Source organism: Mycobacterium sp. 852002-51057_SCH5723018 (genome assembly GCF_001667035.1).
GTDB lineage: Bacteria > Actinomycetota > Actinomycetes > Mycobacteriales > Mycobacteriaceae > Mycobacterium.
Genome location: NZ_LZIR01000074.1, coordinates 64,528 through 85,593 on the forward strand (window position 1 = coordinate 64,528; position 21,066 = coordinate 85,593).

Consider the following 21,066-nt stretch of genomic DNA (forward strand, 5'->3'; position numbering starts at 1 on the left):
CCGACCGCCTTTCCTGCTCGGCTCGCTGAGCAAACCGCTTACTAGGTGTCAGTGATCCAAAGTTGTCAATCGGTCGCCCATAAGTCAATAACGCTCGCTACACTCCCCGTGGAGGACTACGCAATGACGCATAGGACGATCGTCATCACCGGCGCCAGCGACGGCATCGGGGCCGCGGCGGCACGTCGATTATGCCGCGGTGGACAAAATGTCGTGGTGGTCGGGCGGTCGGAGACCAAGACCGCCGCCGTGGCCGCGGAATTGGACGCCGACTATTTCGTGGCCGACTTCGCCGATCTGTCTCAGGTGCGGGCCCTGGCGGACAAGATTCGTTCCGAGTATCCGCGCATCGACGTGTTGGCCAACAACGCCGGCGGCATGTTCACCACGATCCACAACACCGCCGACGGCCACGACGCGACCTTCCAGGTCAACTACCTGGCGCCGTTCCTGCTCACCAACCATTTGATGGACGTGCTCCTCGACTCGCGCGCCACCGTCGTCAACACGACCAGCTCCTCGCACAAGCTCCTCCCGAGGGTTCGAATCACCGATCTGGAGAGCACCGCGAATCGCCGGCCTAGCATCGCGTATGCCGTCACCAAATTGGCGATGGTGTTGTTCACCATGGAATTACATCGGCGATATCACCCCCTTGGGATATCGGCCGCGACTTTTCACCCCGGCTACGTCAACTCCAACTTTGGTGAGGCCTCGGGATCGCGGTTTCTCCTTTTCATGAAGCACCACGTACCGATAACGGGCCGGTTCACGTCGACCTCCGACGAAGGTGCTGACCAGCTGGTGTGGCTGGCGTCCAGCACGCCCGGGGTCGATTGGACGCCCGGGGAGTACTACTCGAAGGGGAAAATCGCCAAGGCCCACCGTGCGGCCTACGATCCCGAACTTGCTCGCGAGCTGTGGGATCGCACGTTGGCGAAAATCGTTTGAAACGCGGGTATCCATCGGCAGTCGCCGATGGGGCCAAAGTCACCAGAATGCGCCACGCCGGTTCATGCTGCACGACAGTAACCCTGTCCCGCAGCATGATTCGCCCATGGACCAGATCAGTCGCTCGACTTCCGATGGTCACCTCAGCAATCGATGAGCACGGCGGAAAGACATACGCGAAGGTCGGGTTGCAATGGGGTAGCGCGAATTTTGCTGGAGATAGGCGTGGCGTGTCGTCATGCGGCCGACCGTTTGACTTGCGAAGGCCGCCACGAGCTAGCGACAGCCAGGGCCCTTTCGGATCTTGCGGATAAAGCGACGGCGCCGCGCCGAATAGGGGCCTGGCAAACGCGGGATACAGCCACCGGGCTTGTGGATCTGTGCGGGGACTACCATTGCTGCTCGTGCTAGGTGTTCACCATTCTGCGATTTGCAAAGCAACGTCGAGCGATCGTTTTGGGGCGGCGGCATGAGCTCCCCGACCGCCTTGGTGACCGGCGGTGCGTCCGGCATCGGGCTGGAGGTCGTCGGGTTACTGCGCGACGCGGGCCATAAGGTCGTTGCCTGGGACCTGTCGGGAGCCGATATCGACTGCGACGTCAGCGATCCCGACGCCGTATCGGCGGCGATGGAACAAACCGTGCGCGAGCACGGGGTGCCTACCCGGGTCGTGGCGTCCGCCGGCATCGGATCGTCGGGTCCGTCGGGGCTGTTGCTGAAACAAGCGCCCGCCGACTGGGAACGGGTGCTGGCGGTGAACCTCACCGGTACGTGGCTGACCCTGCGCGCGGCCGCGCAGGCCATGGTGGATGCCGAGGTGCAGGGCTCGATCGTGGCGGTCTCCAGCATCAGCGGCACCGTGGCCGATCGCGACATGGGCGCCTACTGCGTGTCCAAGGCCGGAATCGACATGTTGGTCAAGGTTGCGGCGGTGGAGTGGGGCAAGTACGGCATCCGGGTCAACGCCGTCGGGCCCGGGGTGACGCGGACACCGATGCTGCCCAATCCGGAGGCGTGGCCGGGCTGGGTGGACGGCCTGTCGAGGCGGACAGCGCTCGGCCGCCTGGGCGAGGCCACGGACGTGGCCGGCGCCATCGTGGGGGTTCTCGAACTGCCTTGGGTGACTGGGCAAGTGGTGCATGCGGATGGCGGACTCGCCCTGCACAGCCCGATCGACGCCTACGGCCAGCTGGAGCGGCTGATGCGGTTGAAGAGGCTGCGAGAAATCAAAGCGCAAAGGGAAGCCGCCGAGAAGGATTAGACGCCGAAATCGATGATGCCCCTGATGATTTTGCCGCTCAGCAGGTCGTCGTAGGCTTCGTTGATCTCGTCGAGGCGATACCGCCTGGTGATCATCTCGTCGAGCTGGAGCTGTCCGGTCTGGTAGAGCTTGGCCAGCCGGACGATGTCGGCCTTCGGGTTGCACGAGCCGAAGATCGTGCCGGCTAGCGTCTTGTTCATCAATATGAAGTCCTGCAGGTCGATCTTGACCGACCGGGTCAGCTGCGAGGTCATGCCGGTGAGCACACACGTCCCGCCCTTGCGGGTCAGCTGCACCGCGTCGCGGACGTCACCGGCGGTGATCAAGGACGGCGATACCACGACGGCGTCGGCCATCACCCCATACGTCAGATCGCGCACCAGGTCGAGCGCCTCGGCGACCGTGGCGACGCTGTGCGTCGCACCGAACTGCAGCGCCGATTTCTGTTTGAACTCCACCGGATCGACGGCGATGATCTGCGCGGCGCCGTTGATCCGGGCGCCCTGGATCGCGCCCGTACCTATCCCGCCGACCCCGATCACCACGACGGTATCCCCGGCACGCATGTTGGACCGGTTGGCCACCGAGCCGTATCCGGTGGGAATGGCGCACGACAGCAGCGCGCTCGCCGCCAGCGGCAGGTGCGGGTCGATCTTGACGAGCGAATTCGTCGACACCACAGTATGTTCGGCGAACGCGCCGACCTTGGCGAGGTGGCCCAGATTCCGGCCGTCGGCGGTGTGGTGGCGGAACGTGCCGTCGGTGGGCATCCCGGGGATCATGGTGCCGACGCCGACGTCACAGAGGTATTCGATTCCGCTTGCGCACCAGCGGCATTGGCCGCACACCGCGACGAACGACATCACGACGTGGTCGCCCGGCGCGAAATCGGTGACGCCGTCGGCGACCTCGCGCACGATGCCGGCGCCCTCGTGGCCACCGACCGTCGGGAACATGGTTGGCAGCCCGAGGGACCGCATCACCTCGTTGGGCGCCGACATGTCGCCTTTGAGGATGTGGTCGTCGGAGTGGCATAGCCCCGCGGCGCCCATCTGGACCAAGACTTCCCCGGCGCGGGGCGGGTCCAGCTCGAATTCCTCGACAGACCAAAGGCCGCCGACGTCGTGCAGGATCGCGGCGCGACTTCTCATGCGGCCGGGGTGAACGTGACCGGTAGCTTGTTGGGTGACCGGAAGGTGAGCCCGACGATCTTCGATTCCTCGCCGGTTCCGTCGTCGGGAACGAAGGCCAAGTCCTTGACCCGGTCGAACAGGCTGTTCAGCATGACCCGCGTCTCCAGCCGGGCCAGGTGCATGCCGAGGCACATGTGGATGCCGCCGGCGAACGCGATGTGGGCCTGCCGGGGCCGGCGGACGTCAAAGACGTTGGGATTTGTCCAGCGGCTTTCGTCGCGGTTCGCCGAGCCCATACACATGTCGATCTGCGCGCCGGCCGGGATTGTCTTGCCGCCGATTTCGACCTCCCGGGTGGTGGAGCGCGTGACCATGGTCAACGGGGTTTCGAACCGCAGGCCCTCTTCGATCGCGCTGGGGATCAGTGCGCGGTCGCGATAGACCAAGTCCAGCTGCTCGGGGTGGGTCAGCAGCAGGTACAGCAGATTGCCCGACGAGCGATAGGTGGTCTCCAGCCCGGCGGGCAGCAGCAGGCGCAAGAACGCGATGATGGCCTCGTCGGTGAGCTTCTCACCGTCGATCTCGGCGGCAACCAGGTCGCCGATGATGTCGTTGGTGATCTTGCGGCGCCGCTGCTCGACCTGTTCGAGGAAGTAGCCCTGCAACTCCGCCGCCGCGCTCAGCCCGGCCGCGATGTCGGTCGGGATCGAGATGAGGTCCAGCGACAACCGCCGGAAGAAGTCGAGATCTTCAGGCGGGAGACCGAGCAGCTTGGAGATGATCCGGGTCGGAAACTCGAAGGTCACCGCCTGCACCAGGTCGGCGTGGCCGTGGTTTTTGATCTCGTCGACCAGCTGATCGCAGACCGGCCCGATGACCGACGGCTCCCAGCGTTCCAGCGCGGTGGTCCGGAAGGCCTTGGCCACCAGGTTGCGGTGATCGTGGTGTTCCTTGCCGCCCATGGCCAGGATGGTGTGGCCCATCACCAGGCCGATGGTCTTGTCGTAGTTGGCCGAAGTGAAGGTCCGGTCGTCGCGGAAGGCCTGAAAGACGCCGTCGTAGCCGAACAACACCCACTCGTCTTCCGGGCGCAGTTCCTCCGGCATTTGCGAGTGATCCGCCAGGGTCCCGTGCCATACCGGATCGGTGCGCCGCATGTATTCGAAGAAGGGGTAGGGGCTGGTTTCACCGGTGACGTCGAGCGTGACGGGCTGTCCACTGGGGTCGAGGTGGTCGGTGTTGAGCGTCATCAGCGCTACTCCTGAGCAGCGGTATCGGGGGCATGGGCGGTTGGAATGTCGCTATCATAGTATAAATAGCAACGAAGCCCAACGGGTTGTGGTGGTTACCGTAACCGATTCAGTATGGGTAGCGCGGTAGGTAGAGGCGGTGATTTTCGGGTGCCCCAGCGGCGATTCGTGTGCTCCCTCGATGAGCTTCCACCCGGCGGCATGAAGCTCGTCGACGTCGGCAAGTTCGGCGTCGGCGTGTACAACGTGCACGGCGAGCTGTACGCGATCGTGAACTACTGTTCGCACGAAGGCGCGCCACTGTGCCTGGGCCTGATCGGCGGCACCAACGAACCGGCGCCCGAAGCGCCCGACGGCATACGCCGGGTCCGCGACGGCCAGATCGTCCGATGCCCTTGGCACAACTGGGAATTCGACGTCACCACGGGTCAAAACGTGGCCGATCCGCAGCGCCGTGTCCGCACCTACCCGGTCGATGTCACCGATGGGCGGGTGTATCTCACAGCATGAGCCCACCAATCATTGATGCCAATGTCCAACCGCACTTCCGGTACAACGCCGAGATTCGGCGATACCTCCCGGCCGCCCACAAGCTGCGGTCGATCCCCGACGTCGAGCAGCAGTGGTACCAGGCGCCCGGCGGCGACTACCGCCAAGACCTCTACGGCGAGCACTACCCGGGGTCGGATCCCGAGACCGTCGGCCGCCACCTTTTCGAAGACATGGGAGTGGACTATGCGGTGCTGAACCCGCTGACCCGCGGCAACATCGCCGATTACCTGCTCAACAGCAGGATCTGCGCCGCGGTCAACGACTGGCTGCTGGATCGCTGGCTGGAACCAGACACCACCAACCGTTTTCGAGGCACCATCCGGGTCAACCCCGAAGACCCCAAAGGCGCGGTCGCCGAGATCGAGCGCCTCGCCGGTCACCCCAAGCTGGTGCAGGTGGGCGTTCCGATGCAGTCACGTGAGCCGTACGGCAAGCCGGTGTTCGAGCCCATCTGGGAGGCCGCGGCCGCGCACGGACTGCCGGTGGCGGTGCACATCAACGGCGGCAACGGCGTCGACCATCCCCCCACGTTCGCCGGCCACGCGGACACCTACCCCGGATACGCCGGGTTCATGCCGCTGAACTACTTCGTGCACCTGGCCACCCTCATCGTCGAGGGCGTATTCGGCCGCCACCCCGGCGTGACCTTCGTCTTCGCCGACGGCGGCTACGACATCCTCACCCCGCTGATATGGCGGCTCGATACCTTCTGGCTGTCGATGCGAGACCAGACCCCGTGGGTGGACCGCTATCCCAGTGAGTACCTGCCCGGCCACGTCCGGTTCTGCTCGTCGGCGTTCGACGGGCCGCTGGAAACCGAGAAGACCAAGCGCTGGATGGACTTCACCGGGAAGGACGATCTGTTGATGTACGGGTCGAGCTATCCGCACTGGTCCACAACGTCGCCGCAATCGGCGACCGAGGGCATGGACACCACACAACGCGAGAAGGTGTTGTGGCGAAACGCCAGTGAGCTTTACGGGCTTAAGGAGGCCGTGTCATGACGACGACGGAACAACTCGACCCGCAGACGGCGCAAGAAATCGCGGTCACCGTCGTCGACACCGACGTGCACCCGCTGCCGGTCTCGGCCGACGTGCTGAAGTCCTACGCGCCCGCCGAATGGGTGGACAAGATCTGGCCGACCGGAAATGCCGTCAGCCCGGTGCCGCACTTCTACGACACCCCGGACTCGTACAAGACGATGTCGTTGCGCATGGACGCCGCCCCGCCCGACGGGGGAGTGGCCGGCAGCGACCCCGACTTTGCCGCCAAGCAGTTGCTGCTCGACGCGGGCGTCAGCATCGCGACGCTGGAGCCGATGTGCGACGCCCAGTTGCCGCAGGCCGAACACGTGCTGAAGTCGACCCATAACGACTGGCTCGCCGACGTCTGGCTGGGCAAGCACAACTGGCACGGCCGGTGGCGCGGGTCGATCAGCGTGAGCGCGCAGACGCCGGAGCTGGCCGCGCGCGAAGTGGAGCGGTGGGCCGGGCACCCCTTCATGGCCCAAGTGCTGATGACGCCGCAGACACGTGGAATCCCTTTCGGCAACCCGCATTTCGACCCGCTCTACGAGGCCGCCTCGCGCAACGGGCTCCCGGTGGCCACGCACCTGATGGGTCAGACGCCGTTCGAATTGATACCGCTGTACCCGGTGGGCAACCCCGCGCACTGGCACGACTTCTTCGCATCCTGGCCGCTGCTCTACGTCTCACACCTGATGAGCCTGGTGTTCGACGGCGCGTTCGATCGCCATCCCGACCTGCGGGTGGTTTTCGTCGAGGGCGGCTTCACCTGGGCGACGCCGGTGATGTCGCGGATGGACCGGATCTGGGAGGCCCGCCGCGGCGACCTGCCGCACGTGCGTCGCCGCCCGTCGGACTATGTGCGCGAACACGTCCGGTTCACCACCCAGCCGCTGGAAGACGTCGACACCGTCCAGTTCCGCGAGTACCTCGAGATGATGGACCTCGGCGACAATCTCATGTTCTCGACGGACTACCCGCACTGGAGTTACGACGCTCCGACCTACGCCATCAACCGGTTCCCCGCCGATCAGCGCGAGCGGATCATGCGCAGCAACGCGACGGCGCTGTACGGTTTGCCATCGACCGTCAAGGCCCTCCCCGGAGAACAGTGACGCGGGTGGCTGACCTGGAGAGCGCATGACACAGACGAATCTGGCGCGGCCGCAAGGTCTCAACCGGATCGACCCGGTGCTCCGCGAGGCCGCGATCGAGCTGGGCGTCGTCGAATTCCGCGCCGAGACGCTGCCGTCGGAGCGCGAACGCGCGAACCTGCTGGCCGCCCAGCGGGCCGCGGCGGTCGACACCGACGGCGTCGCGGTGGAATCGCGCTCCATCGTCGGACCGGACGGCGACCGGCTTGGGCTTCGCCTGTATCGCGGCCGCTCCGGATCGCCGGCGCCGCTGGTGGTCTACGCCCATGGCGGCGGTTTCGTGACGGGCAACCTGGACACCGATCACGGGCAGTGCGTGGAGCTTGCGCGCTCCGCCGGCTGCCTGCTGATATCGGTCGACTACCGGCTCGCGCCGGAACATCCGTGCCCCGCGGCGCCGGGCGACGTGGAAGCGGCCATGCGCTATGTCGTCGACAATGCCGCCGAGCTGGACGCCGACACCAGCCGCATCGCGGTGATGGGTCGCGACGCGGGAGCGGCTCTGGTCGCGGGCCTGACCCAGCGCATGTTCGACGAGGAGGGCCCGTCGATCCTGGTGCAGGTCCTGCACCAGCCGATGCTCGATTCCGATGCCACGCCGTCGAGGCGCGAGTTCCAGCGCACACCGGGGCTCAACGGTCCCGCCGTGAGCCGGGCGTGGGGCCACTACCTTGGCCACGCGGCCGCGAACGGTCAGCTCGTCCCCGCGCACCGCGCGAACCTGGAGGGCCTACCCCCCACGTTCGTCAGTTGCTCGGAGATCGACCCGTGCCGTGACGAAGCCATCGACTATGCCAACCGGCTGCTGCATGCCTACGTCCACACCGAATTGCACGTCATCGCAGCGACTTTCAACGGCTTCGATTCGCTGGTTCCCGATTGGATTGTGTCCCAAGAAAACCGGGTGCTGCACGCGCAAACGCTGCGCCGCGTGTTCGCCATGTAGCGCTCGAAAGCCTAGACCGGGGAGAATTTGGTGATCAGCCAGCTTGCGTTGATCCGGGACAGGTGCACCACCAAGCTGTTGACGGCCACGGACGGTTGCGGACTGTCCTTGGTCGTGGTGACCTGATCGACGAAGACCAGAACGACGGCGGAATCGGGATGTAGCTCTGAGACCGCCGCACCCGATACCTTGGCCGTGGTTTTCATCGACTTCTGCTTGGCCATCGGAGCCACGGTCTGCTGGCTGAATTGGTCGAAGTAAGAGAGGAAATCGCCGGCGAGGTGCGATCGGGCCTCGGCGAAGTCCTTGTCGAGCGAGTCGGCCGAATACGACAGCACTGCCACCGTTCCGTCGGTGGCGGCGCCGACCACCGCTCTGGAGACGCTGGCGTCGGTCTGTTGGTCGGGCCGGTACTGCTTGAAGTACAGCCAGGTTGCCACCGCGCCGGAGATCAGCATGAGCACGACCAGGACCGCGAAAATGGCTTTGCGCAACCTTGGTGGCAGGCGACGCCGGGGGCGCTCGTCGTCGGCGGGGGTGTCGCCCTCCGCCTCGTCGTCGAGCGCCTCTTGGGCCAGTGGGTCGTCGCCTTCGGCGGTGGGTTCGGTTGCGTCCGAAGCGGTCTCGTCCGAAGCGGTCTCGTCCGCAGCGTCGGTTGTGTCGCGTACATCGTCGGTCACGGCACGTACTCAACTTTCGACATCTTGTACTTTCCCCCGACATCGTCAATGGTCACCCTGAGCCGCCACATTCGGGGTGGTTCGTCCTTGCCGGGTGGTGAATTGGTGATTTGCGAGGTCGCCGAGACCAGCACCACCGCCGAATTCCCGTTTATGGACTCGAGGGCGGCCGCGTTCACCTTTCCCTCGGTGACCGCTTTGGACTGCGTAACCACCGATATGAATTCGTTGGCCTGGTGCTGGAAGTCATCTTTGAATTGACCGGTGGAGTTGTCGATCACCCGCTGGACGTCGTCCTTGGCCTTGTTGAAGTCGAGCGAGATCATGTAGGTGACGTCCTGCTTGGCCCCGGCGACGAACGCCGCTTCCCGCTGCCGGTGCTTGGTGGTGTCGCGGTGCTGGAGCGTCATGTAGACACTGACACCGATGAAGGCGCAGGTCAGGACGAACGCGGTCACCGCGGCAATTGCGGGCAGCCGGCGTCGTAATGCGGTCGGCTCGGCGGCCTGCGCGTCCTCGGACTCGTAGTAATGCTCGTAGTAGTCCTGGTCGTAGTCCTCGTCGTAATGCTCGGTCGCCGTCTCGTCGTAGTCCTCGTCCTCGTAATCCTCGTCCTCGTAGTCCTCGTCGTCCCCGAGCACCACGGCGGGGTCGGGCAGACCCAGGGCTTCACGCCGCAGCCGCGCCGCGCGGGCGCGGGCCTGCGCCGCGGCGGCGGGCGCTTCGGCCGCGGCGGCTTCGGCCTCGACTTCTTCGAGCAACGCCCGAGTGTCGGCCTCCGACGCGGCCGAATCGTCGTGCGGGGCGTCGGCGTCAGGCATCGCGTTTACCGCTCGTCACCATCATTATCGACTGAACTCCGGTATCTCTTACCGTATTGCCCATTGCTAACATCAGAGTCCCCAGCGAACTCCGACGAGAACCGATCAGGCGGATGATCACCCACCCCTACCTCTAAGGACCCCTTCCGGCATCATGACCGCTGTCGACTCTCCCGAAAAGATACTATTCGCTTCGACCACTCAGGCCTTTCTGCAAAAAGAAGCGCCGCTGCGCCGTGTCCGGGAGCTGCACGCCGCCGGGCTGGCTTTTGATCCGACCTGGTGGCAGCGTGCCGCCGAACTGGGGTGGACGGCTCTGCTGGTTCCCGAGGATTTGGGCGGCGGCAGCGTCTCCGGCAGCGGTGTCGAGGACCTGGCCATGGTCGCCGAACAGCTGGGCAAGACGGTGGCGCCCGGACCGCTGTATCCCGTCAGCGTCGTGCTCTCGGCGCTGGTCGACTGTGCGGACCCGCGATCGCACGCCGACACCATCGAGTCGCTGGTCTCCGGTGAAACGGTTGCGTCATGGGCGGTTTCGGAGCCGGGCCGGGGCTGGGCGCCGCTGGAAGCGTCGGTGACGGCCACCCAAACCGATGCCGGCTTCCGGATCGATGGCGCCAAGGACCGGGTCGAGGCCGGCGCCCAGAGCGCGGTGCTGCTGGTGGTGGCGCGATGTGGTGACGAGATCCGTCAGTTTTTGGTCCCGACGGACGCGCCGGGGGTCCGCATTGTGCCGCAGCAGTCGGTGGACCTGGTCAAGCAATACGCGCGGGTGGATTTCGACGGCGTGGTCGTGGACCGCTCGGCGGCCGTCGGAACCGCGGCCGAGACCCCCGGCCTGATCGATCGGCAGAGCCAGATCGCCCAGGTGCTGCAGTGCGCCGAGGTGGTCGGCATCCTGCAGACGGTGTTCGACTTCACCACCGCCTGGGCGCTGGACCGGCACACCTTCGGCCGCCCCCTGGCCTCCTACCAGGTGCTCAAACACGGGTTCGCCGATATGAAGCTGTGGCTGGAAGCGTGCCGCGCCACCACCGCCGCGGCGGTCGCCGATTTCGCCACCCGCGCGCCGGGAGCCGGCCTGTCGGCCAGCATCGCCAAGTCCTACGTCGGTGAGATGGGCGGGCGCATCGTTCAGGCCTGCGTCCAGATGCACGGCGGCATCGGCGTCACCTGGGAACACGACCTGCACCTCTATCTGAGGCGAGTTACGTTGTACCGCTCAATGTTTGGTACTCCCGAGGAGCACAACCTCAGGGTGTACGAGTCGGAGAAGTCGGCCCGGTCAATGGCGGGCGCCAGATGACGCCCGGCGAATCCGTTGCGGAGTTCGCCGCCCGGGCCCGGGCGTGGCTCGCGGACAACATGCCCGCCGTCGACCCCGAATCGCCGCCGCCAGCCCCACGCGATGAGGAACGGTCATGGAAAAGGGCCCGAGAGCTGCAAAAGCGGCTCTACGCAGGGGGATTCGCCGGGATCTGCTTCCCGCGCGAGTGCGGCGGCCTAGGTCTGGATTACGCATACCAGAAGGCCTTCGACGCCGAATCCCTCGGCTACGAAATGCCGTTGATCCTCAACACCCCGACATTCACCATCTGCTGCGCCACGCTGCTCGACACGGGCAGCGAGGAGCAGAAGAAGCAGCACATCGCCGCCGCCCTGCGCGGCGATGAGGTGCTGGTGCAGCTGCTTTCCGAACCCAGCGGCGGATCGGATCTGGCCGGTGTCATCACCCGCGCCGAACGCCGCGGCGACCGCTGGGTGATCAACGGCGCCAAGACATGGAGCACCAGCGCGTTCGCCGCCGACTACGGGCTGTGTCTGGCCCGGACCGACTGGGATGTGCCCAAGCACGAGGGCCTGACCATGTTCCTGGTGCCCATCGCGCATCCGGGAATCACGTTGCGGCGCATCACCATGCTGAGCGGTTCCACCGAGTTCTGCGAGGAGTTCCTGGACGAGGTGGACGTCGGCGACGACGCGGTCGTCGGCGAGGTCAACGGTGGTTGGGCGGTGGCCTCGCGCCAGCTGTATCACGAGCGGCGGGCGGTGGGGCAGGGCTCGGAGTTCGCTAGTGGCAGCGGAAGCGAGGGCGGCAGCACGAAACCCGTTGACTACGTAGCCCTTACGGAAAAGACCGGCCAGGCCGACAACGAACGCGTGCATGAGATGGCCGGCCGGGTGCTGGTGCGGCGCGCGGTCGCCGAGCAGCTGATCGATCACGTGTACCGAAATGTCCGTGACGGCGTGCTGCCGCCCGCCGCCGGAACGCTCATCAGGCTATTCCACTCCGAGACCGTGACCCTGGATATGGATACGGCGCTGGCGATCGCCGGAAGTGCCGGTGTGGTGGGCGAAATCGGCGAGGGCCTCGAGGCGGGGCTGCGGTTTCTGTCTCGGCAGAACGTCGCCATCGGCGGCGGCACCACGGAGATGGCCCGCAACGTCATCGGCGAGCGGGTGCTGGGTTTCCCACGCGAGTACGCCGCCGACCGCGGTGTGCCGTTCAATCGGGTGCGCCACGGCCGCGGCCAGGGCGCCGGGCCTTCGGCCTAGTCTTCGGCGAAGGGGTTCGCGGTGTCGCCGCCGTCGTGGCTGTTGAAGGGCATCTGAACCAGTGACAAGACGTGATGCGCCGCGCTCCCGGGCGGCGCTATCAGCACACATTCGCCGCCCTGTCTGCGGGCCCGGTCGCGTGCGGCGGCCAGCGCGCTGACGCCCGCCGATCCGAGGTGGGTGACGCCGCTCAGGTCGATCGTCAATGGTGCTATGCCGGAACGGCTTTCGACCGCAATGTGGCGGTCCAAAGTGGACGCGGTGGTGGCGTCGACGTCACCGATGACGAGGATGCGCCCTTCGTCGCTGAGCAGGGAGACGAATTCGGATTTGGGGGGCCGTCGATGGGACCGGCCGATGACCGTATCGGTAACGAAGTTGGCCGGTCGCGACAGGCGGTGCGTGAGCGAGGCCGTCGTCCCGCCGGCATCATGCGTGACCTGCGCCTCGGACACCAACGCCTCGGCCATCGCAAGGCCGCGGCCCCGGCCGCACTCTCCGTCGCGGTAGTCCTTCCACCGCCCGCGGTCGATCACCGAGGCGTGCAGGCTGCCGTCACCGGTCAGTGCCGCCTCGAGCACCACCCCGTCGGAGACCTCCGCCGCGTACCCGTGCTCGACCGCGTTTTCGACGTACTCGGAGACCGCGTGCACGACGTTACAGATGTCGTCGGCGTCGGCGCCGATGTCGGAGAGCCATTTGCGCAGCCGGGCGCGAACCGTGCGTGCAGCCTGGATCGTCGCATCCACCGTGATGCGCAGCGGTGGCGGCGGCGTGCGCCGTTGCGCCGCAAGCAATGTGACGTCATCTTGGTAGCCGCTCGACCGGAGCAGCAATTCCAGTGTCTCCGAACAGAGGCGGTCGATCGGCCGGCCCGGCGCGTCGATGACGAAGCCGCCGCTGCCGGCGGCGATATTCGCCGCCAATTCGGCGAATTCCGCGGTGCTGGAGCCCAATGGGCGGCCGGGACGCTCGATCAGGCCGTCGGAATACAGCAGGACCGCGTCGCCCACGTCAAGCACCTCGGTGCGCACCGGAAATCCGGTGCCGCTGCCGAGCGGACCGGCGCCGGACGGTTCGGTGTACCGCGCGTTCGCGTCGGCGCTGACCAGCAGCGGCGGCGGGTGTCCGGCTGTGCAGTATTGGAATTCGCCCGTGGCGAAGTCGAGCGAACCGATGCACACGGTGGCCGACTTCGAACCCGGCACCTGTTCGTGGAACCGGTCGAGCGCCTCGAGCGCTTCGACGATGGTGTAGCCCGCCGAAACTTGCATCCGTAACGCCGTGCGCAACTGCGACATCACGGCCGCGGCTTCGACGCCATGGCCGACCACGTCACCGACGATCAGGACCAGCCGGTCTCCCAGGGCGAGCGCGTCGAACCAGTCGCCTCCGGCCGCCGTGTCCTCCGCGGCGACGAGATATTCCGCGGCGATGTCGGCGCCGGGCACGACGGGTACGGACGGGGCCAGCAGCGCTTGCTGCATGACGATGGCCGAATCGCGGACGTTGCGGTACCGCGCGGACAGCTCCTCCATGCGCGCCTCCGCGGCCGCTCGGGCCTGCACCCGGCTGGTGACATCGTCGAAGAGGATCTGGACACCCTCGACCGACCCGTCCTTCCGGCGGCGCGGCGTGACGACAAAGTCGAAGAAGCGTTCCTCGATGCCCGAACCGCCAAAGTCGGCCTGAAGGCGCCACTCGCTACCCGATTGTGGTTCGCCGGTCTCGTACACCCGGTCGAACATCTCGTAGACCAGCTGGCTCTCCAGCTCGGGGAAGACCTCGCGGGCAAGCTTTCCCACCGGGTTGCCCGTCGGATTGAAGCGGCGGTATGCGGCGTTGACCGCGACAAAGCGATGGTCGGGTCCCTGCAGGCCGACCAGCATCGCCGGGACGTTTTCGAAGGTGCGGCGCACATCGTCGGCCGCGCCCACGGTTTGGTCCCAGTCGTTTTCGGCGACCATCCGGCCGTCCCCCCTCGCGGAACGCATCTATGCAGTCACATAACCGGCCCAAATGCATGGCGTACGCACGCACCGCTGCCCAGATTATCAACAGGTGACATGACGTGTCGGTATCTTTGTCCCATCAACCGTCACCGGCTCCGGGCACGGACCAACGCGCCGTCGCCGCTTGCCGTTTCGAGCGGGGCGCGAGACCGGCGAGGACCACCGACTCGTGGGCATTCCCCCGGCCCGGCAACCGCGCCGGGGCCGACTTGCCTGCAGCCTGAACGGCTATCGAAGGAAGTCGATCAGGCCGAGACCGGTTTCTTGGCAGGCTGGGACACCTTCATCAGCTTCATCAGGTTGCCGCCCATGATCTTTGCGACGTCTTCCTGCTCGAAGTCGGTGAGCTCGTCGACGAAGGAGATGGGGTCCTTCAGGCCTTCGGGGTGCGGCCAGTCGGAGCCGAACAGCACCCGGTCCGTACCCACCATCTGCACGATCTCGGTGAACCGGTCCTCCCAGAACGGGGTGATGTAGACGCAGCGCTTGAACGCCTCGATCGGGTCCTCGCTGAACGACTGCGGCATCTTCTTGTAGACGCCCTTGAGGCCCTTGAACAGGTCCGGCACCCAGTCCGCGCCGTTTTCGATGGACAGGATCCGCAGCTCCGGGTTGCGGGACAGGGCGCCGTGGCACACCAGCGCGCCCATCGCGTCCAGGATCGGCCGATGGCCCATCACAAAGCTGCGGAAGGCCGTCGGCTTGAACGGCAGGAACTCGTCGCCGGGCTCCCACACGTTGGCGAACTCGGAGTAACCGCTGTCCGAGGCGTGCATCGAGACGGGAAGCTCGGCGTTGACGCAGGCCTGCCAGAACGGGTCGAACTCCTCGAGGCCGAACGACCGGCTGCCACGGTAGCCCGGCACCGGGGCCGGCCGGACCAGCACGGTGCGGGCGCCGCGCTCCAGGCACCATTCGAGTTCTTCGAGCGCGCGCTCGACGATGGGCAGGGTGATGACCGGGGTGGCGAAGATGCGGTCCTTGTAGTTGAACGACCACTGCTCGTACATCCACTGGTTGAGCGCGTGGATGACGTCGTGGGTCATCTCCGGGTCGTCCTTCATGCGCTCCTCGACGAGGCTGGCCAGCGTCGGGAACATCAGGGCGTAGTCGATGCCGAGTTCGTCCATCATTTCCAGCCGTGGGCCCGGTTCGCGGAAGGCGGGGATGGCCTTCATCGGCTCGCCCAGGATCTCGCGGTAGGTCTTGCCTTGCGCGCCGTTGCGGAAGTAGTCCTCCTGGGCGCCCGGCTTGGCGACCTTTTCGAAGGTCGGGTTGGGAATGTACTCGCTGATGTGGCCGCGCACCACGATCTTGGTGCGACCCCGGACCTGGACGTAGTCGATCACGTTCTTGCGCTTCTCCGGCAGGAACTTGGTCAGCGCCTCCTGCGGCTCGTACATGTGGTTGTCGGCGTCGAACACGGGGAACGGAAGTTCGCGAGAAGGCATGGCGATCTCCTTGGGGAAGTTTTGGGTTCTCTGTGGGTGGTAATGACGTTACCACTTTTGCACCGCGAGGTGTACCGGCCTACGGCTCTCCCGGCAGGCCGGTCGGTGTCGTTCCGTTGATGACTGCGAAATTCACGGTCGCCGTCGCCGCCAGTTCTTCGCCGTCGCCGTATATGTCGACCTGCATGACCATCGCCCGCCGGCCGGATCGCAGCATCCGGGGCACGGCCAGCGCGGAGCCCTGCCGGATCGGCCGCAGGTATCGGATGAATAGGTCAGCGGTGGTCATGGTGGTGCCCGGCTGCAGATACTCCAGCCCGAATTGCCCCCCCGCCACGTCGACGAGCGTGGCGATCAAGCCGCCCTGAAGCGCGCCGGACGTGTTGACCACATGGGGGCTGACCGGCATGGTCATCGCGAATTCGCCGTTGTGGGTGCCCGGGCGCATGCCGATCTGGGCGAACAGTTCGGCCAGCGACGGCGTGGCCGATTCACCGTCGGTGTCCCGGATGCCCAGCGCGCGGCAGCAGAAGTCATACAGCTGGCCGGCGTCGATCGGCCCGCCGTTCAATTCCGTGCCGAGCCAATGCAATCGCTGCGCGCCCACGACCGTCTGCATGACGATCGCGGCGGCGGCCCCGACATCGAGGCCGGGATTGAAGACGCCCTCGGTGATGCCTTGCCCGACGATGTCGCGAATCAGTTGGTGCATGGGGGAGAGCACCCGCGCGTATTCGCGGGGGCGGGTCTCGGCGAGGTATTGGTTGTAGAGGCCCAGTGCACGATTGAGGCTGTCCTGGGTGCTTGATTCCGGCTGCTCGCTGACCCGCTCGATCAGCAGCTTCAGCGCGGCGGTGCTGTCCAGGCCGGTGATCTCGGCGCGCCAGGCCCCAACCGACTGCGCGATGGTCCGGTCGAACAGCGCGAGCAGCAATTCGTCCTTGCTGCTGAAGTGCTGGTAGAACGCTCGCAGCGAGGTCTTCGAGCGTGCGACGACCTCCTGCACAGTGAAGTCGGTGCGTCCGGTTTCGCCGAGTATCGCGACTGCCGTCTTGATGAAGCGCTCGGCGCGCGTCACTTCAGCTTCCTCGCCGGGATCGCCCATGAGAATGAGGTTACCGCGCTTCCTTACAAATCCGTGAAGCTCGTATGTCATCAGTGAATTCTCAGGAACGCAGTACCGCCGGTACGCATAGCCCGGCGGATGTGTGGGTACGTGGTCGGTGAACAGTTGTATGCCTCCAAGTACGACGCTGAGCGGTGTTTCGCTCTTGGGTCGACTGTTCGTTTCAGAAGAAGGAAGGAACCGACGGCGCGTAGTCCGTCGGCGGGAGGAGCTCCTGATGCCAGAGATCCAACTTCACCACGAGGGACACCCCAAATACCGACGGATGGTCCGGTTCGACTGGTCGGAAACCCCGCTGCACTGGGTGCCTGACGACCCGTTCTCGACGCACATGATCAACGTCCTGCACCTGCTGCTGCCCGAGGGAGAGCGGCACTTCATCAAGGCCGTCCTCGAAGCTTCGTCGCTGGTCGACGACCCGGAGTTGGAGGCGGCGATCAAGCCGTTCATTCAGCAGGAATCCTGGCACGCCTGGGCGCACCAAATAGTGCTGGACCACCTGGCCGCGCAGGGCATCGACACCAAGCCGTTCACCGACAAGCTCGGAAGACTGTTGTCGGTGCAGCTCGGTGATCCGCCCAAGTTCTTTCCGCCCGCGTTGCGGCGGTGGTGGCTGTATCGGCGTCTGGCCGATGTGGCCGCACTGGAACACTTCACCGCGATGCTGGGCCAGTGGGTGCTGACGAACCGAGGGCTGGATTACGCGGGGGCCGATCCGATGATGCTGGATCTGCTGCGCTGGCACGGTGCCGAGGAGGTCGAGCACCGTTCGCTGGTCTTCGACGTCTATCAGCACGTCTGCGGCAGCTACTGGATCAGGGCGATCTCGATGTTTCTCACCGCGCCGCTGTTCATCGCCTGGTGGGTCGCGGGAGCTCGGTACCTGATGGCTCAGGACCCGACGATCGATCAAAAGTGGCGCTGGCGGGACTGGCTGTGGTCCGCGCGCGAGTACCGGTTGCCCGGCCCGTGGAAGCTTCTGGTGACGACGCCCGTGCGGTACATGCGTCCGAACCATCATCCCAACGACGAGGCGTCCACGCAGATGGCGGTCGACTACCTGAACTACTCGCCGGTGGCGAAGGCGGCCCAGGAGCGGGCGCGCGCCCAAGCCAAGTCGGGCGGACCCGACGGTTCCCGCGGGGTTTCCGGGGTAGCAGCGGAAAGGGCTGAGGTTCGATGAAGGTTTCGGTGGATCTGGACACCTGCGACGGCAACGGCGTTTGCATGAGCATCTGTCACGAGGTGTTCGACGTACGAGAAGACGGACTGCACCTGCTCCAAGCCGAGCCGCGAGAGGAGTTGCGCCAGCAGCTGATCGGCGCCGAGGTGTCCTGCCCCACGCAGGCGATCAAGGTGGAGGGCTGAGCCGATGCCGAGTCGCCAGCTGAAAGAAGTTGTGGTGGTCGGTGCCGGCGTGGCGGGCACCCGGGCGGCGGAGACCCTGCGACAGGAGGGCTACGACGGTGACCTGACCATCGTGGGTTCCGAGCGGCACGCCCCCTATCACCGGCCGCCGCTGTCGAAGAAATTGCTCACCGGCGAGGTGCACCGGGCGGGCGTCGATCTGGCGCCGCAGTTCGAGACCGAGGCGCGCGTGCTGCGCGCGGCATCGGCGATCAAGTTGGACATGTCCGCGCGTGTGGTTCACGTCCGGGACGAAGACCAGGATCTGGCCGTGCGATTCGACGGACTGGTGATCGCCAGCGGCGCGGTTCCACGCCAATGGCCGGGCGGCCCGGTGCCCGACGGGGTGCTGCTGCTGCGCACGGTGGAGGACTGCCTGGCGATCCGGCAACGGCTGGGCTCGCGCCCGCGGGTCGTCGTGGTCGGCGGTGGGTTCATCGGCGCCGAGGTCGCCGCGAGTTGCCGGTCGCTGGGCCTGGACGTGGTGTTGATCGAGAAGACGGCCAGCCCGCTGCTGGCCGCGCTGGGCAACGAGTTGGCGCCGCGCTGGGCGGACCTGCATCGCGGGCACGGCGTCGACCTGCGGGTCGGCGTGGGCGTCGACGCCTTCATCGGCTCCGTCGACAAGGGCCGGGTGGAGGCGGTGCGGCTCACCGATGGATCGCAGGTTCCCGCGGATCTCGTCATCGTCGGCCTGGGCGTGACTCCAGCGACCGACTGGCTCGACGGCTCGGGAATCCGCGTGGACGATGGGGTGCTCTGCGATGCCACAGGCGCTGCGGAAGGCAGCACCGAAGATGCCACAGTGGTGGCCGCCGGGGATGTGGCGCGCTGGTGGCATCCGCTGTATGAGCGGCACCTGCGCACCGAGCACTGGGACGACGCGGGGCGCCAGGGCGCGGCCGCCGCGCGGACGCTGTTGGCCGGGCCCGACGATGCCCAGGCCTACGACGACATCCCCTATTTCTGGTCCGACCAGTACGACGTCAAGGTGCAAATGCTCGGGGTGCCAACCGATTACGATGCGCTCGAAGTGATCGAGGGCGATCGGGACGGCTGGGAGTTTGTCGCGGCGTACGGGCGTGGCGGCCGGACCATCGCGGTGCTGGGAACGATTTCCGGCCGGGTCCACGCCTATCGCGACGCCATCGCGAAGCGTGCCGAGTTTCCGCCGACGCCGCCGGATTAACGCGAGCTTTGCTGCGACCTACCCGCCGCGGGCCGCGATCATCGCCGACCGGTTGACCTTGGTAGCCGCGGTGCGGGGAATCGCGTCGACGAACTCGACGGTCTTGGGTGCCTTGTAGTGGGCGAGCCGGCTCTTGGCGTAGTCGATCACCTGGTCCTCGGTGAGTGCCACTTCGCCGGCGAGCTCGACGACGGCGTGCACCCGGCGGCCCCATTGCGGGTCGGAGAGTCCGATGACCACCACGTCGGCAATGCCGGGGTGGCCGGCGAGCGCGGACTCGACCTCGGCCGGGAAGACGTTGGCTCCGCCGGTGACGATCATGTCGACGCGGCGGTCGATGATGTAGAGGTACCCGTCCTCGTCCAGGTAGCCGATGTCGCCGGCGGACCGAAAGCCGTCCTCGGTCGACGGCAGCGGCGGCGCACCGCCCAGGTACTTCGATCCCGCGCTCATCGGTGCGCGCAGGTAGATCTCGCCGTGCTCACCGGGGCCGAGAGGCGTCCCGTCGGCGTCCAGGATCCGGATCTCGGTGTCCCGGAAGCCGCGGCCCACGCTGCCCGGGTGGGCCAGCCACTCGTCGCCGCGCAACGCGGTCAGCCCGAGGTTCTCGGTCATCCCGTACGCGGTGACGATCTTCTCCGGGCTGAGCAGCTCGAACCAGGTATGCATGAGTGACGGCGGCATCACGGCGGCGCCCTGCAGGATGAAGACGACGCTGGACAGGTCTCGCTGCCGGACGTCAGGCCGGGCCGCGATGCGCGACAGCATCGTGGGGGTGGCCGTGAAGTTGGTGATCCGGAAGCGTTCGATCACATCCAGAACCAGTGCCGCATCAAACTTTTCGAGCACAACGAGATGGTCGCCGGCGAGCAGGAAGAAGAAGGTGGCGAACCCGTTGGTGTGATACATCGGCGCGGGCACCATGATCGTCTGCGGCTGGGCCACCGGCGTCCAGTTCGACAGGAACGGCTCGCCATGCTGAGGCGTCCACAGCGACGGCGCCAGGCTGAGGATCACCTTCGGCACGCCGGTCGACCCGCTGCTGCAGATCCCGTTGGCGTTGGGGGAAACCGCGGCCGGGAGCGGACTTTCGGACTCGCCGGCCGCGCGCGCCTCCAAGTCCCACCGGCTGATTTCGTCAACGACCACCGCCGGGTTGATCACCTCGCGCACCCGGTTGCGCTCCCACTCGGGCAGATCCCAGTGCATCGGAACCGGAACCGCGCCGATCTTCCAGCACCCCAACGCGGCGAGCATCAGGTGACGCGAATTCGGGATGGCAAGCGCGACAAGGGAACCCGTTCCGGCGCCGCTGGCGGCCAGCGCCCGCCCCCACTGATTGGCGCGGGCGTCGAGCTCACCAAAGGTCAGCGAGTCCGCGGTGCCATCCAGCGCGACGATGGTCACGGCCAAGTCGTCAGGCCGTCGTTCGGCGAGCTCCTGGAGCTTGATCCCGAACGGGATTCCTTCGTCGAGCGGATCGGGCGCCACCCCCGGGGCAACTGGTTGGGTGCTCAATTGCGCCGCTCCTCCTCATCGCTCCGCTCTG

The 21,066-nt window shown here is 66.3% G+C and carries 19 protein-coding genes; 11 read left to right on the forward strand and 8 right to left on the reverse strand.

Features of this window, described 5'->3' with window-relative positions; genetic code table 11:
• Positions 1-123 precede the first annotated feature (123 nt).
• Complete coding sequence (locus A5764_RS15355; protein ID WP_067114391.1) at positions 124-951, forward strand: SDR family NAD(P)-dependent oxidoreductase; 828 nt, start codon at positions 124-126, stop codon at positions 949-951.
• Positions 952-1,420: 469 nt separating this feature from the next.
• Positions 1,421-2,212 carry an SDR family NAD(P)-dependent oxidoreductase gene (locus A5764_RS15360; protein ID WP_067114392.1) on the forward strand — a complete coding sequence of 264 codons (792 nt, stop codon included), beginning with the start codon at positions 1,421-1,423 and terminating at the stop codon, positions 2,210-2,212.
• On the opposite strand, the gene A5764_RS15365 is transcribed toward A5764_RS15360, so the two are convergent.
• Entirely contained in the window at positions 2,209-3,363 is a 1,155-nt protein-coding gene (locus A5764_RS15365) for a Zn-dependent alcohol dehydrogenase (RefSeq protein ID WP_067114360.1), read from the reverse strand. The two genes, A5764_RS15360 and A5764_RS15365, sit on opposite strands and share 4 nt — an antisense overlap.
• Entirely contained in the window at positions 3,360-4,595 is a 1,236-nt protein-coding gene (locus tag A5764_RS15370) for a cytochrome P450 (protein WP_067114361.1), read from the reverse strand. The genes A5764_RS15365 and A5764_RS15370 overlap by 4 nt, the downstream gene beginning before the upstream one ends.
• Positions 4,596-4,745: 150 nt before the next feature.
• Here A5764_RS15370 and A5764_RS15375 point away from each other — a divergent pair, with 150 nt between their 5' ends.
• Genes A5764_RS15375 through A5764_RS15390 form a run of 4 tightly spaced genes read left to right on the forward strand, consistent with a single transcriptional unit; the run spans position 4,746 to position 8,275 of the window.
• Entirely contained in the window at positions 4,746-5,105 is a 360-nt protein-coding gene (locus A5764_RS15375) for a Rieske (2Fe-2S) protein (RefSeq protein WP_369807327.1), read from the forward strand.
• Positions 5,102-6,151, forward strand: a complete 1,050-nt coding sequence (locus tag A5764_RS15380) for an amidohydrolase family protein (RefSeq protein ID WP_067114363.1) — start codon at positions 5,102-5,104, stop codon at positions 6,149-6,151. Before A5764_RS15375 ends, A5764_RS15380 begins: the two co-directional genes overlap by 4 nt.
• Positions 6,148-7,290, forward strand: a complete 1,143-nt coding sequence (locus A5764_RS15385; protein WP_067114364.1) for an amidohydrolase family protein — start codon at positions 6,148-6,150, stop codon at positions 7,288-7,290. Before A5764_RS15380 ends, A5764_RS15385 begins: the two co-directional genes overlap by 4 nt.
• Before the next feature lie 25 nt (positions 7,291-7,315).
• Positions 7,316-8,275: an alpha/beta hydrolase gene (locus tag A5764_RS15390; RefSeq protein WP_067114365.1), complete on the forward strand. Its 960-nt coding sequence runs from the start codon at positions 7,316-7,318 to the stop codon at positions 8,273-8,275.
• Between the two features lie 11 nt (positions 8,276-8,286).
• On the opposite strand, the gene A5764_RS15395 is transcribed toward A5764_RS15390, so the two are convergent.
• Together A5764_RS15395 and A5764_RS15400 are read right to left on the reverse strand one after the other, a co-directional pair.
• Positions 8,287-8,955 (reverse strand): hypothetical protein, encoded by a 669-nt coding sequence (locus tag A5764_RS15395; RefSeq protein WP_156664697.1) that lies wholly within the window; start codon positions 8,953-8,955, stop codon positions 8,287-8,289.
• Positions 8,952-9,776, reverse strand: coding sequence for a hypothetical protein (locus A5764_RS15400; protein WP_067114366.1), 825 nt, complete (start codon positions 9,774-9,776; stop codon positions 8,952-8,954). Before A5764_RS15400 ends, A5764_RS15395 begins: the two co-directional genes overlap by 4 nt.
• 154 nt (positions 9,777-9,930) lie before the next feature.
• Here A5764_RS15400 and A5764_RS15405 point away from each other — a divergent pair, with 154 nt between their 5' ends.
• Together A5764_RS15405 and A5764_RS15410 are read left to right on the forward strand one after the other, a co-directional pair.
• Complete coding sequence (locus A5764_RS15405; RefSeq protein ID WP_067114367.1) at positions 9,931-11,082, forward strand: acyl-CoA dehydrogenase family protein; 1,152 nt, start codon at positions 9,931-9,933, stop codon at positions 11,080-11,082.
• On the forward strand, positions 11,079-12,332 hold the full coding sequence (locus tag A5764_RS15410) for an acyl-CoA dehydrogenase family protein (protein WP_067114368.1): 1,254 nt from the start codon (positions 11,079-11,081) through the stop codon (positions 12,330-12,332). Before A5764_RS15405 ends, A5764_RS15410 begins: the two co-directional genes overlap by 4 nt.
• Here the strand turns inward: A5764_RS15410 and A5764_RS15415 are convergent.
• From A5764_RS15415 to A5764_RS15425, 3 genes are all read right to left on the reverse strand, one after another.
• Complete coding sequence (locus A5764_RS15415) at positions 12,329-14,299, reverse strand: SpoIIE family protein phosphatase (protein ID WP_067114369.1); 1,971 nt, start codon at positions 14,297-14,299, stop codon at positions 12,329-12,331. The two genes, A5764_RS15410 and A5764_RS15415, sit on opposite strands and share 4 nt — an antisense overlap.
• Positions 14,300-14,589: 290 nt before the next feature.
• Positions 14,590-15,795, reverse strand: a complete 1,206-nt coding sequence (locus A5764_RS15420) for an amidohydrolase family protein (protein ID WP_067114370.1) — start codon at positions 15,793-15,795, stop codon at positions 14,590-14,592.
• 79 nt (positions 15,796-15,874) lie between these two features.
• Complete coding sequence (locus tag A5764_RS15425; RefSeq protein ID WP_067114371.1) at positions 15,875-16,900, reverse strand: hotdog fold thioesterase; 1,026 nt, start codon at positions 16,898-16,900, stop codon at positions 15,875-15,877.
• A 238-nt stretch (positions 16,901-17,138) separates the two neighbouring features.
• Here A5764_RS15425 and A5764_RS15430 point away from each other — a divergent pair, with 238 nt between their 5' ends.
• Genes A5764_RS15430 through A5764_RS15440 form a run of 3 tightly spaced genes read left to right on the forward strand, consistent with a single transcriptional unit; the run spans position 17,139 to position 19,517 of the window.
• Complete coding sequence (locus A5764_RS15430; protein ID WP_067114372.1) at positions 17,139-18,104, forward strand: metal-dependent hydrolase; 966 nt, start codon at positions 17,139-17,141, stop codon at positions 18,102-18,104.
• Positions 18,101-18,289 (forward strand): ferredoxin, encoded by a 189-nt coding sequence (locus tag A5764_RS15435; RefSeq protein ID WP_067114373.1) that lies wholly within the window; start codon positions 18,101-18,103, stop codon positions 18,287-18,289. Before A5764_RS15430 ends, A5764_RS15435 begins: the two co-directional genes overlap by 4 nt.
• A gap of 4 nt (positions 18,290-18,293) precedes the next feature.
• Entirely contained in the window at positions 18,294-19,517 is a 1,224-nt protein-coding gene (locus tag A5764_RS15440; protein ID WP_067114374.1) for an NAD(P)/FAD-dependent oxidoreductase, read from the forward strand.
• A gap of 18 nt (positions 19,518-19,535) precedes the next feature.
• On the opposite strand, the gene A5764_RS15445 is transcribed toward A5764_RS15440, so the two are convergent.
• Positions 19,536-21,035: a class I adenylate-forming enzyme family protein gene (locus A5764_RS15445; RefSeq protein ID WP_067114375.1), complete on the reverse strand. Its 1,500-nt coding sequence runs from the start codon at positions 21,033-21,035 to the stop codon at positions 19,536-19,538.
• Between the last annotated feature and the right edge of the window lie 31 nt (positions 21,036-21,066).

Coding starts and splice junctions, on each gene's coding strand:
- A5764_RS15355 (WP_067114391.1), top strand. CDS start 124: ATGACGCATAGGACGATCGTCATCACCGGCGCCAGCGACGGCATCGGG.
- A5764_RS15360 (WP_067114392.1), top strand. CDS start 1,421: ATGAGCTCCCCGACCGCCTTGGTGACCGGCGGTGCGTCCGGCATCGGG.
- A5764_RS15365 (WP_067114360.1), bottom strand. CDS start 3,363: ATGAGAAGTCGCGCCGCGATCCTGCACGACGTCGGCGGCCTTTGGTCT.
- A5764_RS15370 (WP_067114361.1), bottom strand. CDS start 4,595: ATGACGCTCAACACCGACCACCTCGACCCCAGTGGACAGCCCGTCACG.
- A5764_RS15380 (WP_067114363.1), top strand. CDS start 5,102: ATGAGCCCACCAATCATTGATGCCAATGTCCAACCGCACTTCCGGTAC.
- A5764_RS15385 (WP_067114364.1), top strand. CDS start 6,148: ATGACGACGACGGAACAACTCGACCCGCAGACGGCGCAAGAAATCGCG.
- A5764_RS15390 (WP_067114365.1), top strand. CDS start 7,316: ATGACACAGACGAATCTGGCGCGGCCGCAAGGTCTCAACCGGATCGAC.
- A5764_RS15400 (WP_067114366.1), bottom strand. CDS start 9,776: ATGCCTGACGCCGACGCCCCGCACGACGATTCGGCCGCGTCGGAGGCC.
- A5764_RS15405 (WP_067114367.1), top strand. CDS start 9,931: ATGACCGCTGTCGACTCTCCCGAAAAGATACTATTCGCTTCGACCACT.
- A5764_RS15410 (WP_067114368.1), top strand. CDS start 11,079: ATGACGCCCGGCGAATCCGTTGCGGAGTTCGCCGCCCGGGCCCGGGCG.
- A5764_RS15415 (WP_067114369.1), bottom strand. CDS start 14,299: ATGGTCGCCGAAAACGACTGGGACCAAACCGTGGGCGCGGCCGACGAT.
- A5764_RS15420 (WP_067114370.1), bottom strand. CDS start 15,795: ATGCCTTCTCGCGAACTTCCGTTCCCCGTGTTCGACGCCGACAACCAC.
- A5764_RS15425 (WP_067114371.1), bottom strand. CDS start 16,900: ATGGGCGATCCCGGCGAGGAAGCTGAAGTGACGCGCGCCGAGCGCTTC.
- A5764_RS15430 (WP_067114372.1), top strand. CDS start 17,139: ATGCCAGAGATCCAACTTCACCACGAGGGACACCCCAAATACCGACGG.
- A5764_RS15435 (WP_067114373.1), top strand. CDS start 18,101: ATGAAGGTTTCGGTGGATCTGGACACCTGCGACGGCAACGGCGTTTGC.
- A5764_RS15440 (WP_067114374.1), top strand. CDS start 18,294: ATGCCGAGTCGCCAGCTGAAAGAAGTTGTGGTGGTCGGTGCCGGCGTG.